Below are 15,588 nucleotides of genomic sequence, written 5' to 3'. Positions count from 1 at the left end.
ACGAGCCAAAAGTGCGTAAACTAAAAATTGCCTTAAGATTTTTACCTTTGACAAAAGTAACAATTATGAACCTCGATATTTCAGACATTCTAAAACGTTTACATATAAACGATATTAATGATGCTTTTAGTACAGGAAAGCACTGGGGCAGCAGCGCCGGCGCTACCGTAAAAGATATTATATCGCCGGTTGACGGCAAAAAAATAGCTTCCGTAAAATTTGCTTCAGAAAACGATTATAACCAGGTAGTTGAGCAAGCCGCCAAGGCTTTTAAAACCTGGCGCAACACCCCTGCACCAAAACGCGGCGAGATCGTGCGCCAGATTGGTGAAGCTTTACGTGCCCACAAACACGACCTGGGCAGCCTGGTATCGTACGAAATGGGTAAAAGCCTGCAGGAGGGCCTGGGTGAGGTTCAGGAGATGATTGACATAGCCGACTTTGCTGTTGGTTTGAGCCGTCAGCTTTACGGATTAACCATGCACTCCGAAAGAGCCAACCACCGTATGTATGAGCAATATCATCCGCTGGGCATTGTAGGTATTATTTCGGCATTTAATTTCCCGGTAGCCGTTTGGAGCTGGAATTCCCTGCTGGCCTGGGTTTGCGGCGACGTTTGCATCTGGAAACCATCAGAAAAAACACCATTGACTGCCATTGCCTGTCAGCACATTGCCCAAGAGGTATTTAAAAAGAATAATATTGAAGAGGGGGTATCCAACCTCATCATCGGCGATCGTAACATTGGCGAGCTGATGGCTGCCGATACCCGTGTACCATTGATATCGGCTACCGGATCAACCCGAATGGGCAAGGCGGTTAGCGCAGCCGTAGGCGCACGTTTGGGAACGAGCCTGCTGGAATTAGGTGGCAACAACGCTATTATCATCAGTGAAAATGCCGATCTGGATATGTCACTCATCGGCGCGGTATTTGGCGCGGTTGGTACCGCCGGTCAGCGTTGTACCAGTACACGCAGGCTCATCATCCACGAAAGTGTTTACGATGCCTTTAAACAAAAACTGGTGAATGCGTACAAACAGATCCGCATTGGCAACCCTTTGGATGAACATAACCACATGGGCCCGCTGATTGATCACGACGCTGTGAAGCTATACCTGGACTCTATTGAAAAATGCAAAGCCGAAGGTGGCAAATTCTTAGTTGAGGGCGGTAAGCTTGAAGGGGATAACTATTTATCAGGCTGTTACGTAAAACCTTGCATTGCCGAAGTGGAGAACCATTTTAAAATAGTGCAGCACGAAACTTTTGCGCCGATACTTTATTTGATCAAATATAGCACGCTTGAAGAAGCTATTGATTTGCAGAATGGTGTTCCGCAGGGTTTATCATCGGCTATTATGACTAATAATTTGCGTGAGGCAGAACAATTTTTATCCTATGCTGGTTCTGATTGTGGCATAGCTAATGTAAACATCGGCACATCGGGTGCAGAGATAGGCGGCGCGTTTGGTGGCGAAAAAGAAACCGGCGGTGGTCGCGAATCTGGTTCTGATGCCTGGAAAGTTTACATGAGGCGCCAAACAAATACTATTAATTACTCAAAAACGTTGCCTTTAGCACAAGGGATCAAATTCGACCTATAATTTTTTATTTTCTAATTTTTGTACATGTTCAATTACCGCAATTTATTAATCACAGGCACCACCTTATTAACTGCATTAACATTAAGTCAAACAACTTTTGCACAAGTAATTCCACCATCAGAGCCCGAGCCTCCAAAAGGCTGGCAATTGATGGACCTGAAAGAAAATGGTTTTTATGGTATCAGCCTGAAACCAGCTTATCTTTTTTTACAGGGCAAAAAAAGCAAACCCGTGGTGATTGCTACAATCGATAGCGGTATTGATACTTTACAAAAAGACCTGAAAAGCATCCTTTGGACGAATACCAAAGAAATTCCGGGCAACGGTATCGATGATGACCACAATGGTTATGTGGATGATATACATGGCTGGAACTTCTTGGGCGGCCCGGATGGCAAAGCTGATTTTAATGAAACAACCGAGGAGGTACGTGAATACAATAAGCTGAAAGGTAAATTTGAAAATATCACTGATACTAACGCTGTCGATAAAAAACAATACGCTTACTGGAAACGTGTAAAAACCATTTACGATAGCACCGTTAATAAATCGCGCACCGAAACCGAACAACTGCAACCCATCATGAACGCGTTGATGGTAACCAGCGGTTATATTAAAAGAGGGCTGAGCCTGCCCGCCAACGGTACTTTTAAACAAGCCGACCTGGTAAAGCTTAAGCTGGCCAATGATACCCTTACACAAAGCAAATATGTTTGGGAATCCATATTCTCGCAGGAGGGCACTAATAAAACCAATGCCGCCATCATCAAAGACCTGAGCGAGTACCTGGCCAAACTAAATAATGATCTGTCGCCTGATCTGGAAGCACGTAAACGCATCGTTGGTGATAATGTAGATAGCATGGATCATAAACCTTATGGCAACAACCTGCTTAAATTTACAGATGCATCACACGGTACAGGTGTAGCCGGTTTGATAGGGGCCATTCGCAACAATAATTATGGCATTAACGGTGTTGCCGATAACGTGCAGATCATGGCTATTAAAGCAGTACCTAATGGGGATGAATACGATAAGGACATTGCCAATGCTATACACTACGCGGTTGATAACGGCGCAAGGATTGTTAACATGAGCTTTGGCAAAAAAATATCGCCGCATAAAGAGTGGCTTGATGAAGCCTTTAAATACGCGGCATCAAAAGATGTGTTACTGGTACAGGCGGCAGGTAACGATAACCAGGATGTGGACGTTACTCCCGATTATCCGAATGATACCTTTTTGGATGGCACTGCTGATGCAGATAACGTGATCAACGTTGGTGCATCCGGCCCTAAATTAGGCGAACACCTGGCCGGTGATTTCTCCAACTATGGTAAAAAGAATGTTGACGTGTTTGCTCCCGGTGTTAAAGTAACTACAGTGGATACCGATGCCGAATTTATGACCGAGGATGGCACCAGCTTTTCGTCGCCCATTACTGCAGGAGTAGCGGCTTTACTACTGGAGTATTATCCAACATTGAGCGCCAGGCAGCTGAAGCAGATCATCCTGCAATCGGCAACACCATTAACCGGTACTATGGTGTTCAGGCCAGGCAGCAAAACCATTAAAGTTGATTTTGCCTCCCTGAGCAAAACCGGTGGTATTGTAAATGCCTACAAAGCACTGCAGATAGCATCCAAAACAAAAGGCGAGCGAGTTAATTGATAAACGTACCACGCGTTATTGCCGCCCTTCTACAGCATATGTCATTGCGAGGAGGAACGACGAAGCAATCTCGTAGCTATTCTCATCGATTAACACCTGAGGAGATTGCCACGCTTCGCTCGCAATGACATGGGAGGAAATATACAACAAGAAAGCCTTGCCGGTAAACCGGCAAGGCTTTCTTGTTGTACGGAGTAATAATCTATTTAACCCTGCTATTCAATTCCGACAGCGGCATAGTCACCATCCTACCAATCGGTTTTTTACCTCTATAAGTGATCACCCGCAGCGTTGTAGCATCCTTGGGTGCATCAATGGGTTGGGTATATTTTGGATAGAAATTATCCGGGAACGAATTATCAAAACTGTAATAGGTATCCAGGCCATCTACCTCATTGATGAGGGTTATTTTTAACGTGCCATCAGCATTGCGTATGCCATTGAATGAAGGATCATAAGCGCTTGGCGCGTACTTGGTTTCGGCAGCGTTAAAACGATCGAACTGTTTTTCTACTTTGCCGAAGAAATAAGGCCAGCTTTTCTTTTGCTTTGGCGACCATACCGACTCGGCAATGGCCATTCCCCTTGGCCAGGTCATATATTCGGCCTGGCGGATGTTATACACCTGCTCGGTCCATAAATTAGCCTGCCCGCCTTTGATCAGTTTCGCGTCGACACTATCTGGCACCGGCTCAAACTCGTATGATTTGCTCAGGCGCAGCGTGGCGTATATCTTTGTTTCGTTCACGCGGTCGCTTTGCATGTAATCCAGGTAAGCAAAAGTGGTTGGACTCATCACCACCTCATGCCCCTGTTTAGCGGCTTCAATACCGCCCTTAATACCTCTCCAGCTCATTACCGCGGCATTCGGACCAAGTCCCCCTTCAATGATCTCGTCCCAGCCCATGAACTTTTTACCTTTTGATTCTACTATCTTCTCTAAGCGTTTCTCAAAATAGCTTTGTACCTCCTGTTGTGTTTTCAGTCCTTCTTTAGCCATCAGGGCTTTAATGGCATCGCTTTGCTCCCAGAAATTCTTGGCGCATTCATCACCGCCCATGTGTATATAACCAAACGGGAACAGCTGCGCCACTTCGGTTACTACCTTATCCAGGAAAGTGTATACATTTTCATTGGCCGGGCAAAGGGTATTATCCACAATGGCTGTGTTATGCGGACCATCCCAGTTCATAAATGGTTCGCCCGAGTTAACTACATATTTATCGGCACCGGGTGTGCAGGAAAGCTCCGGATAAGCAACAACAGCGGCAAGACTATGCCCCGGTACATCTATCTCCGGTAATATATTTACAAAACGTTCCTTGGCATATTGCACCAACTCGCGGATATCATCCTGGGTATAAAACCCACCATAGGTGCGTGGCTCATTAGCCGCTGGTGGGCTAAACGTACCAAACTGGCCTACTTTTTTAACGTTATAAGCACCAACAGTGGTGAGTTTTGGCAAACTCTTGATCTCTACACGCCAGCCTTCATCATCGGTTAAGTGCAGGTGCAACAGGTTCAGTTTGTACTTCACCATGGCATCTATGTATTGTTTTACCTCTGCTTTGGTAAAAAAGTGACGCGCCACATCAAACATTAATCCCCTCCAGGCAAAGCGTGGGTAATCAGTAATTTCCACACAAGGCACGGTCCATTTCACATTTTTCACCAGCTGCGCGCTTTCAATATCAGCAGGCAATAATTGCATCAGCGTTTGCACACCATAAAACAAACCCGCCGCTTCATTAGCCCTGATCACAATCTTTTTTGCCTTTACCGATAGGGTATATCCTTCGGTACCAATAGCCGCATCGGTAGTTTTATTGAGGATAAGCTTGATAGAAGCCGTTGGGGCAACGCTTTTGATGGTCACAGATGAACCCGCCGCGGTGGTCAGTTTCTTTTTCAGATAACTAGTTATCGAAGCCAGTTCGGGCTGACTGCCGGCTTCCACAATAACGCTTTTGGGCAGCAGGAACTGGCCCGCCAGGCGTGTTGTTTTTACCGGTTCGGGGATAATGGATAAGCCGCTTTGGGCAACCTGGCCAAACGATAGCGCGTGCACAAGGCAACAGCAAAGCAATAAGGATAATTTTTTCATACAGAAGGGATATGTTTTAATTGGGAAACGGTATGCAAATTAAACTTTTTAAATAAAATTAAAAAGTTGCAAGGTAAAATTTGTTGTTTTAAATTGCATATCAATACATCCGTAGCTGCGCCTGTAGTACTTAACTGATCGTACAAACCAATTATTCATTTACCTGACCTAAAACCAGATACCTATGGCAACTGACAGAAGAAAGTTTTTAAAACAATTTGGCACCTCGGTTCTCCTAACCTCGGCATCGCTTACCAGCCTGGCCGCCAAAGAAGAGCATGAAAAAAGAATTTTACAGGCCGAAAAACGTGTAAGCCCTAATGATAAGATCAGGATAGCCACCATAGGCATGGGCATTATGGGTTTTAATGACACCCACGCGGCCCTTATCGTTCCGGGTGTGGAATTGGTTGCCGCCTGCGACCTGTACAAGGGCCGCCTGCAACGGGCTAAGGAGGTTTACGGGCCCAATATTTTTACTACCGATAATTACCATGATATTTTAAACCGCAAGGATATTGATGCCGTTATTGTGGCTACCAGCGATAACTGGCACAGCCCCATATCTATTGAAGCTATGCACAAAGGCAAAGCTGTTTACAGCGAGAAGCCCATGGTGCACCACATCAGCGAGGGATTGAATGAGATCAAAGCCCAACAGGAAACCAAAGCAGTTTTCCAGGTGGGCAGTCAGCGGGTGAGTGGCATTGCGTTTAAAAAAGCGCAGGAACTTTACCAGTCGGGCGCCATTGGCAAGATCAACGCGGTAGAGGCTTCCTTTAGCCGGCAAAGCGCGCTGGGGGCATGGCAATATACCATTCCGCTAGATGCATCGCCCCAAACGGTGGGCTGGGAGCAGTATCAGGCTAACAGCAAGGTAAAGCATGCCTATGACAGTAATCGTTTCTTCAGATGGCGCAATTACCGCGAATATGGCACCGGTGTTGCCGGCGACTTGTTCGTGCACTTGTTATCGGGTATTCATTTTATAACCGGCTCCAAAGGACCTGATAAAATATTTTCGATAGGAGGTTTAACTTACTGGAAGGATGGCCGCAATGTGCCTGATGTGATGAGCGCGGTGATCTCCTACCCCGAATCGCCGGAGCATCCGGCTTTTCAGGCTACGCTCCGGGTAAACTTTGTAAGTGGTGAAGGTGACCGTGCCTCCACCAGAATCATCGGCTCTGAAGGGGTTATTGACATGAGTGATGGTGGCGGCTTTACCATCCATAAAAGCAAAATGCCGGTAGCGCCGGGTTATGGCGGCTGGGATGCATTCGGAACCTATCCTGAGGCCATGCAAAAAGCCATTGTAGAGGAGTACAATAAAAAATATTCCGCTGCCGACCAGCAGGCGCCCAAAATGGACGATGTGGTTTACCACGAACCTGAAGGCTATAATGATTCCAACGAACATTTTGCCAATTTTTTTGATTCGATGCGCGCCGGGAAACCTGTGGTAGAGGATGCAGCTTTTGGCTTCCGAGCAGCGGCCCCATGCCTGGCTTGTAACGATAGTTATTTTGAGAACAGGATCATTAAGTGGGATCCGGTGGGGATGAAGTTGGTGTAGGTAATGGAGACCCTTGTTGTCATCTCGAACGAGGTACGAGGAGAGATCTTCTGCGCGAGCTATGTATATCGCAAAAGATTTCTCCTCGTACCTCGTTCGAAATGACATTTAGAGTTTATATAATTAAGCTGAAAGCTTTAACCATGCCCCCCACGAGATACGCTGCGCTAATCTCGCGGGAGCGAAAAAGGCCTGTCACCCTGAGCTTGTCGAAGGGTCGAGCGCAGAGGCCTGCCCACCATGCTTCGACGGAGCTCAGCATGACACCCTTCTCTTTTTTGAAGAACTTCCAAACAAAAAAGCCGCGTTAAGCGGCTTTTCTTATTCTTAGTAAAATTTAAATCTTTATTCTTCCACCATTTCGCTGTTGGGGCTGTTTACTTCAGGAACCTCGTGTTTGAAATAATGTTTCTGAAATATCAGTATCATAATAACACCTACACAAATAGAAGCGTCTGCCAGGTTAAATACCGGTCTGAAAAACTCAAACGCCTCATTACCCCAAACAGGTACCCACGCCGGGAAAGTCCCCCTGAATAGTGGGAAGTAAAACATATCAACCACGCGTCCATGAAATAGTGGGGCATAATTGTACATGATACCATAAAAGGTTGAGTCGATGATGTTACCAACGGCTCCGGCCAAAATAAGCGCCACATTCATAATGAGCCCGCGGTGATATTTATGCTTTATTAAATAAATAAGCGTATAAACAATACCGCATACCGCAAAAATGCGGAATAGCGTTAAAGCCAGTTTACCTGCATCACCTCCCCATTCCATACCAAATGCCATACCATTGTTTTCGGTATAGTGCAACATACCATGACTACCCAAAAAGCGAATCTCTTCACCCATGAACATATGTGCCCTTACCCAGGTTTTAATGATCTGGTCAAAAAGAATAATAAATATAGCAGTTAGAAAAGGTTTGGTGTAAGCAGCCTTCATTTATTGCTTTAATTTAGCTTCCATAGTTAAGGTGGTATGCGGCACGGCGCGCAAACGCTCCTTTGGTATCAATTTACCGGTTTCGCGGCAAATACCATAAGTTTTGTTTTCAATGCGCACCAGGGCGGCTTCCAACTGGTCAATAAATTTTTTCTGACGGGCAGCTAACTGGTTAATTTGTTCTTTTTCCAGTGTGGCCGAGCCATCTTCTAATGTTTTATAAGTACCGGCAGTATCGTCAGTTCCGTTAGCATTTGGCGAACTTAAAGAAGTTGCCAGGGCGTTTAATTCTTCTTTAGCAGAACGCAGTTTATCAAGAATAAGAGCTTTAAACTCTTGCAGGTCTGATTCTGAATATCTGGTTTTTTCGTTTTCTACTTTCATTTATACTTTACTAATAACAATAAAAATTTCATTTCCGTCAATCTCTACTTTGTCACCTTCATATAATTGAGCGTCAAGCACTATGCTCTCAGCTAAAATTTCCGCGCAAATATAGGATAAATTATTTTTTACCGCTTCGCTGATATAAGGATGATCGCTGATGCGAACATTTATCTTATCAGTAACTTCAAAACCCTTTGTTTTACGCAGGTTTTGGATACGGTTTATCAACTCTCTCGCTATCCCCTCCTCTTTCAGTTCATTGGTTATGGTAACATCTAAAGCCACAGTTAGTTTTCCTAAATTTGCAACTTGCCATCCGGGAACGTCCTCGGCGATGATCTCTACATCCGACTGCTGTATAACATACTTACTATCAAGAACCTGTACACTTCCCACACTTTCCAGCGCGGTTATGTCATCCTGTGTAAAGTTATTAATAGCCTCTGCAACAGCCTTCATATCCTTGCCTACTTTTTGACCAAGGGCCTTAAAGTTTGGCTTTATTTTCTTTTTAATGAAGCCCGCGGTGTCGGTAATGTACTCAATATCCTTGATGTTTGTTTCAGACAATATCAATTCTTTTACCTGCTCTACATGCTGCTTAAAGCCCTTGTCCAATATAGGTAATAATATTTTGCTGAGGGGCCTGCGCACAGGGATCTCGATCTTTTTACGTAATGATAACACCAATGATGATACATCTTGTGCCAGCTGCATACGTTCTTCCAGGTCGGCATCAACCAGCTCATCATGGTAGGTTGGGAAGTAGGCCAGGTGTACCGATTCAAATTTCTCTTTACCGGTAACTTTGTTCAGATCTTTATATAAACTATCGGCAAAGAACGGCGCTATCGGAGCCATTAATTTACTAATGGTAATTAAGCAGGTGTACAATGTTTGGTAAGCCGACAGTTTATCGTCGGAGTTATCTGATTTCCAGAAACGGCGACGGCTTAAGCGGATATACCAGTTGCTAAAATGCGCGTCGACAAATTCCTGTATGGCACGGGCGGCTTTGGTTGGCTCATAATCGGCATAAAAACCATCAACCTCGCGGCTCAGGGTATTGAGTAAGGATATCACCCAACGATCAATTTCAGGGCGTTGTGCCAATGCTATCTCGGGCTCACTGTATTTAAACTGATCGATATTGGCATACAGCACAAAGAATGAGTAAGAGTTATACAGTGTACCAAAAAACTTACGGCGTACTTCGTCAATACCTTCTTCGTTGAATTTAAGATTGTCCCATGGCGCGGCATTGCTGATCATATACCAGCGGGCCGCGTCGGCACCATATTGTTCAATGGTCAGGAACGGATCAACAGCATTGCCCAAACGTTTTGACATCTTGTTGCCGTTTTTATCCAGCACCAAGCCGTTTGAAACCACATTCTTGAACGCGATACCTTTATTGCCCACTTTTGCATTTACCGCCTTTACTTCATCACTGCATTCGCTCAGCATTACGGCTATAGCGTGCAGGGTAAAAAACCAGCCACGGGTTTGGTCAACACCTTCGGCAATAAAATCGGCCGGGTAGGCAGCTGCAAACTCTTCCTTGTTTTCAAAAGGGAAGTGCCACTGCGCATATGGCATAGCGCCTGAGTCAAACCAAACGTCGATCAGATCAGGCTCGCGGAACATTTTGTTACCTGCAGCCGAAGTCAGGATCACATCGTCCACATAAGGGCGGTGCATATCTTCCAGCTTAAAACCTGCGGGCATAAAGCCTGCAGCTATCGCCTTTTCGATCTCGGCATTCAGCTCGGCAATGGAGCCAATACATTTTTCTTCCGAACCATTTTCTTCGCGCCAGATAGGCAGCGGCGTACCCCAGTAGCGTGAACGCGACAAGTTCCAATCCACCAGGTTTTCCAGCCAGTTACCAAAACGACCAGTACCAGTTGATTCTGGTTTCCAGTTGATGGTTTTGTTCAGTTCCACCATTTTATCCTTTACCGCGGTGGTACGGATAAACCAGCTATCGAGCGGGTAATATAATATCGGTTCGTCTGAGCGCCATGAGTGCGGATAGCTGTGCTCATATTTTTTAACGTCAAACGCTTTATTGTCTTCTTTCAGTTTGATAGAGATCAGTACATCCGTAGCCTTAAAACCAGGCTCGGCACGTTCTGCATCGCTATAGTATTCTTCTTTTACATAGCGGCCGGCAAAATCGGTCACTTCATCAACAAAACGACCCTGTTTATTTACCAGGGGAACTTCTTTGCCTGTTTCATCCAATACCATTACCGATGGTACGTTCTGTTCTTTACAGGCCCTGAAATCGTCCGCACCAAAAACAGAAGCGGTATGTACGATACCTGTACCATCTTCGGTAGTCACAAAATCGGCCGGGATCACGCGGAAAGCGTTTTTCTCCAGGTTTTCATTGCTCACATAAGGCATCAGCTGGTGATAACGCAAACCAATCAGCTCAACGCCTTTAAACTCAGCCCTTACTTCCCAGGGAATAACTTTATCACCACCCTTATAATCCTGGAATGACGCGTTTTCGCCTTCGGCTTTAAAGTATTTACCAACCAATGCTTTGGCCAACACTACACTCACCGGCTCATAAGTATAAGGGTTAAACGTGCGCAGCTTTACATAGTCGATATTTTCGCCAATGGCCAGCGCGCAGTTTGATGGCAGTGTCCATGGCGTGGTAGTCCAGGCTAGTATCGCGGTGTCCTCGTTTACATCCTCAAACAAAACAGGGATCAATGGATGTTGCTGGTCGTTCTTTAAATGGAACTGGGCCACTATCGAAGTGTCCTTTACCATTTTATAAGTGCCCGGCTGGTTGAGCTCATGCGAGCTTAAGCCGGTACCCGACTTTGGCGAATACGGTTGTACCGTATAACCTTTGTATAAAAGATCATTTTTATAAAACTCCTTCAGGATCCACCAAAGGCTTTCAATGTATTCGTTTTCGTAGGTAACATACGGATCGTCAAGATCAACCCAATAACCCATTTTTTCGGTCAGGTCGTTCCAAACGTCGGTATAGCGCATTACCTCCTTACGGCAGGCATCGTTATAATCTTTAACGCTTATTTTTTTACCAATATCATCCTTGGTTATCCCTAAAGCTTTTTCAACAGCAAGCTCAATGGGCAGGCCATGGGTATCCCAGCCGCCTTTACGCTTTACCTGGAAACCTTTTAACGTTTTGTAACGGCAAAAAATATCTTTTATAGAACGCGCCATCACATGGTGAATACCGGGCATACCGTTAGCGCTCGGCGGCCCTTCGTAAAACGTGTAGGGGTTACTTGCCGGACGACTGCTGATACTTTTGCCAAATATGTTGTTCTGCTTCCAAAACTCCAGTATCTCTTTGCCTGTTTGCGATAGGTTTAACTGCTTATATTCCTTATACATCTATATAGTTCACCTCAATTTTTAGAGGTTGCAAAAATACGGAAATTATAAATGATTTTTTTAATTTGGACGAATGAAAAATAAAGTAAGGCGTACGGTGTTGATGTTGTTGGTTGCTGTGATCCTGTTTTCGGCCGCCATGGCCATCCCGGCCTTATACCATTCCAAGTGGAAAGACCTGGTTCAGGGTGCCGCGCTGGGCTTAACCATAGCCGGTATCATTAGTATTGTTACCCTGATTATTGATTATTTACGTGAAACAAAAAAAGGAGCCTGATCAACTATTTTTAAGACAACAATAAAATTATATCTTTATATATACTTATAAAAAGCAACAAATGAGATCTAAAGCATATATCATAATTTCGGGAATATTATTTATTGCCGCTTTAATCATCAGCCTGCAAAGCGCAGATCACTCCACTATCGACAAATGGGCCAGCTTTGTGATGGGCCTTACCGCTGTTACGTTCTTAAGCGGTCTGATATCGCTTTTTACAAAAAACAAGCCCGCTAAAAACGAGCAGGCGCTGAATTAATAAATGCTCCTGCTGGCACCGCCATCAACCTGGATGGTTGTACCGGTGATGTAAGCGGCCTGCTCCGATGCCAGGAAGGCAACCAGCGCGGCCAGTTCTTCGGGTTTGCCTATGCGGCCAAGCGGTATACTTTTCGCCCGGTCTTTTATAGCCTGCTCAGGGTCTACGTCTTTTGGCAAGGTGTGTTTTATCCTGTCGGTCAGGATTAATCCCGGGGCCACATTATTTATGGTGATATTGTACGGACCAAATTCATCGGCCATTAGTTTGGCCATGCCCACTACACCCATCCGCATAGTGGTCGATAGTACAGAACCGCCCAACACGGCCTTTACCGAAACACTAACAATGTTGATAATGCGCCCGCTGCCTGTTTTTTGCATATGCGGCAATACCAACCTGCTCAGGCGCGCAACGCTTAATAAATTAAGATCAAAAGCTTTTTGCCATTGCTCGTCGTCAAAGTTTTCGAATTTATCAAAAGGGGGGCCGCCAGCATTGTTCAGCAATATATCTATCCGACCGAAAGCGTTTGCGGCTTTGTTAACGAAAGCTTCTATCTCCTCGGCCTTAGACACATCAACAGGTATAGCGATTACCTCGTTGCCGGTGATCTGTTTTATTTCAGCAGCGGTTTTATTTAATTCCGCCTCATCGCGCGAGCCAATGATCACCCGGGCGCCTTCGGCAGATAAAGCTGTTGCTACCGCTTTACCTAATCCTTTGCTGGCTGCTAATACTACAGCTACTTTGTTGTTGAGTTTAAGATCCATAATACCCCTCCCTGCCCTCCCCGAAGGAGAGGGTTCTGATTTGCGTGATTTAAAGTTTATTACACTCCCTCTCCTTTGGAGAGGGCCGGGGTGAGGTGTTATTCCTCAATATCCGGTCCTTTTATTTTCTTACGGTCGACGCCGCCATCCAGGCTCAGTAAAAAAGCAGGGAGCAGCGTGAGGTTACTGATCATGGCTACCAGCAGTGTTATGGATAATAAGATACCCAATGCCACGGTTCCGCCAAATTTGGATACCGCGAATATGCCGAAACCAAAAAACAGTACCGTCGCGATAAATATCATGCTCACCCCGGTTTCGCGGATCGTGTCTGATACTATCCGTGATATGCTTTTACGCGTATAGCGAAGTTCATGGCGGTAACGGGTTATAAAATAAATAGTCTGATCGGACGAGATCCCCATCGCGATACTAAATATCAGTATGGTTGAGGGCTTGAGCGGGATACCAAAAAAACCCATGATACCCGCCGTTATGATGAGTGGCACCAGGTTGGGCACCAGCGAAATGGCAATCATTTTTACCCCCCTGAACAAGATCCACATCACCCCGGCTATCAGCAAAATGGCCCAGGCCAGGCTTTCGTAAAGATTTTTGAGCAGGTAATTGGTTCCTTTTATAAAAATAATGCTGGAGCCGGTAAGCTCCACATGAAACTTTTTGGGATTAAATATCGAGTCGATACGGGGTTGCAGCTCGGCCAGTACCACATTCATTTTTTTGGATCCGGCGTCGATCATTTCAAAAGTTACCCGGGTTGTGCGGTGATCCTTATCCAGGTAAGTGTTCAAAGCGCCGGATGAGCTTTTACCCGAGTTAGCGGCATAGTTGAGGATAAAATTCTGCTCCAGACCATCGGGCAAACGATAGTATTCCGGATTGCCGCCATAAAAGGCCTGGGTCGAGAATTTTAATACCTGGATGAGGGAAATAGAACGGCTGAACTGCGGATACGAGGAGATCAGCTTTTCCAGTTTTTCAACCTTGCGGATCACGGTTTGGTTCACCACGCCGTTTTTGCGTTTGGTATCGATACTTACCTCCAAAGGCAGCACCCCGTTAAAGTTCGATTCAAAAAATTTCAGATCTTCAAGCGTATTGTTGTGCTGCGGCAGGTCATCAACCACATAGCCATTAATATTGATACGATAAATACCCACGGCCGAAATAGCTACCAGCACCAGCGTGGTGATATAGATAGCTTTCCGTTTTTGATGTACCAGGGTATCCAGTTTAATCAACAAGGCTTTCATCCATTTACTGTCCTTAATACCGGCTTTTTTTGCTTTGGGAGCAGGCAGGTAACTAAATACGATAGGTACCAGTATCAGGCTCAAAGCAAATGTGGATAGGATGCCCAGCGAAGCCACCAAACCAAACTGGGTTAACAGTTCGCTATTGGTAAAGCATAATACACCAAAACCAATAGCGGTAGTAATGTTGGCTATAAAAGTGGTGATGCCGGCCTTTTCAAGCGCGATGGCCAATGCCTCCATTTTATTGCCCGATATTTCAAACTCGTGGTAATATTTATTGAGGATAAAAATGGTGTTCGGGATGCCGATAACCACCACCAGCGGCGGGATGATGCCGGTTAAAATGGTCATTTCATAGTGCATCATAAACAGGATGCCCAGGCTCCAGAGCACACCCAGCACCACAATAAGTACCGGGAATATCACCGGGAAAAACGACCTGAAAAAGATGAGCAGAATGATAGCCGTGATCAATATAGATAGCCCCAGGAACATGGAAAACTCATGCGCCACCAGGTCGCCCACAACGGTGCGGATCAGTGGCAGGCCCGAGTAATGTACCTTGATGCCATGCTTTTGCTCAAAAGCTTGCCCCAGTTGAAGCATTTTGTTAATGATGGGCACACGGAAAGACGTATTGATTATTTTATCGTCAAAAGTAATAGCCATTAAGGTCGACTTGCCATCGTTGCTCAGTACCAACCCTTTGTAAAACGGCAGGTTTAAAAGTTGCTGCTTTACACTGTCAACCGCCTGCGTCGAAGGTAGCACGCCGGTAACCAATGGCTTTACTATAAAACGGTGCTGCAGGGTATCCTTTTGCAAATTGTACACATTAGCAGCCGAAACCACGGCCTTTACACCTTTGATCTGTTTAAGCTGCGTGCCAATCAGGTACCAGTCGTTAAACACATCTTTATCAAATATTTTGTCTGATTTGATCCCCAGAACCATCGATGAGGCATCCTGGCCAAAGGTTTGTTTAAACTGGTTATAGCGGATATAGGCCGAATCGGTAACGGGCAGCACTTTGCCCCCGTTAAAGGTTATTTTTACTTTCGACGCCTCAAAACCCATAAAAGCACTCAGTGCCAAAACGCAGATAAGTACGATGAGTCTGTTTTTAAGGATAAAAGAAGCGGTATGTTTCCAGAACATTTGAGTCACATTAAGGGCGCCGCTAAACTACGAAATTTGATTTACCCACCGGCTTAAGATATTGACATTGTGACAAAATCTTAACCTACCGCCTCATTTATAGCACGCGGGAGCAGATAATTTTAATTCATATCAGGTATTTAACACGCCAA

At 45.3% G+C, this 15,588-nt stretch carries 11 protein-coding genes; 5 read left to right on the top strand and 6 right to left on the bottom strand.

Annotated features, from left to right (window positions below; all coding sequences use genetic code 11):
• Positions 1-65 precede the first annotated feature (65 nt).
• Together BLR84_RS15405 and BLR84_RS15400 are read left to right on the top strand one after the other, a co-directional pair.
• A complete protein-coding gene (locus BLR84_RS15405) occupies positions 66-1,607 on the top strand; it encodes an L-piperidine-6-carboxylate dehydrogenase (protein WP_090469782.1) in 1,542 nt (513 codons plus the stop codon).
• A 24-nt stretch (positions 1,608-1,631) separates the two neighbouring features.
• Positions 1,632-3,278, top strand: coding sequence for a S8 family serine peptidase (locus BLR84_RS15400; RefSeq protein ID WP_090469779.1), 1,647 nt, complete (start codon positions 1,632-1,634; stop codon positions 3,276-3,278).
• A 202-nt stretch (positions 3,279-3,480) separates the two neighbouring features.
• Here the strand turns inward: BLR84_RS15400 and BLR84_RS15395 are convergent, their stop codons facing one another.
• Positions 3,481-5,385 carry a beta-N-acetylhexosaminidase gene (locus BLR84_RS15395; protein WP_090469776.1) on the bottom strand — a complete coding sequence of 635 codons (1,905 nt, stop codon included), beginning with the start codon at positions 5,383-5,385 and terminating at the stop codon, positions 3,481-3,483.
• A gap of 184 nt (positions 5,386-5,569) precedes the next feature.
• Here BLR84_RS15395 and BLR84_RS15390 point away from each other — a divergent pair, with 184 nt between their 5' ends.
• Positions 5,570-6,961 (top strand): Gfo/Idh/MocA family protein, encoded by a 1,392-nt coding sequence (locus BLR84_RS15390; protein WP_090469773.1) that lies wholly within the window; start codon positions 5,570-5,572, stop codon positions 6,959-6,961.
• A 345-nt stretch (positions 6,962-7,306) separates the two neighbouring features.
• Here the strand turns inward: BLR84_RS15390 and BLR84_RS15385 are convergent, their stop codons facing one another.
• From BLR84_RS15385 to ileS, 3 genes are read right to left on the bottom strand one after another with little or no spacing between them, the layout of a single operon-like run.
• The gene (locus BLR84_RS15385; protein ID WP_090469769.1) at positions 7,307-7,912 is read right to left on the bottom strand and encodes a lipoprotein signal peptidase; all 606 of its coding nucleotides are present in this window, start codon (positions 7,910-7,912) and stop codon (positions 7,307-7,309) included.
• Positions 7,913-8,296 (bottom strand): TraR/DksA family transcriptional regulator, encoded by a 384-nt coding sequence (locus BLR84_RS15380; protein ID WP_090469766.1) that lies wholly within the window; start codon positions 8,294-8,296, stop codon positions 7,913-7,915. It abuts the gene before it with no gap.
• Positions 8,297-11,689, bottom strand: coding sequence for an isoleucine--tRNA ligase (gene ileS, locus BLR84_RS15375; RefSeq protein ID WP_090469763.1), 3,393 nt, complete (start codon positions 11,687-11,689; stop codon positions 8,297-8,299).
• 73 nt (positions 11,690-11,762) lie between these two features.
• Between ileS and BLR84_RS15370 the strand changes: the two genes are divergently transcribed.
• The gene (locus BLR84_RS15370; RefSeq protein WP_090469761.1) at positions 11,763-11,966 is read left to right on the top strand and encodes a hypothetical protein; all 204 of its coding nucleotides are present in this window, start codon (positions 11,763-11,765) and stop codon (positions 11,964-11,966) included.
• 61 nt (positions 11,967-12,027) lie between these two features.
• Positions 12,028-12,228 carry a hypothetical protein gene (locus tag BLR84_RS15365; protein ID WP_090469758.1) on the top strand — a complete coding sequence of 67 codons (201 nt, stop codon included), beginning with the start codon at positions 12,028-12,030 and terminating at the stop codon, positions 12,226-12,228.
• Here BLR84_RS15365 and BLR84_RS15360 read toward each other — a convergent pair.
• Together BLR84_RS15360 and BLR84_RS15355 are read right to left on the bottom strand one after the other, a co-directional pair.
• Positions 12,225-13,001, bottom strand: coding sequence for an SDR family oxidoreductase (locus BLR84_RS15360; RefSeq protein ID WP_090469755.1), 777 nt, complete (start codon positions 12,999-13,001; stop codon positions 12,225-12,227). The two genes, BLR84_RS15365 and BLR84_RS15360, sit on opposite strands and share 4 nt — an antisense overlap.
• A gap of 98 nt (positions 13,002-13,099) precedes the next feature.
• Positions 13,100-15,436, bottom strand: coding sequence for an efflux RND transporter permease subunit (locus BLR84_RS15355; RefSeq protein ID WP_090469753.1), 2,337 nt, complete (start codon positions 15,434-15,436; stop codon positions 13,100-13,102).
• Positions 15,437-15,588: the final 152 nt, after the last annotated feature.

It is taken from the genome of Mucilaginibacter sp. OK268 (assembly GCF_900103125.1).
Classification (GTDB): domain Bacteria; phylum Bacteroidota; class Bacteroidia; order Sphingobacteriales; family Sphingobacteriaceae; genus Mucilaginibacter.
This window is presented reverse-complemented; position numbering and strand designations above follow the sequence as displayed.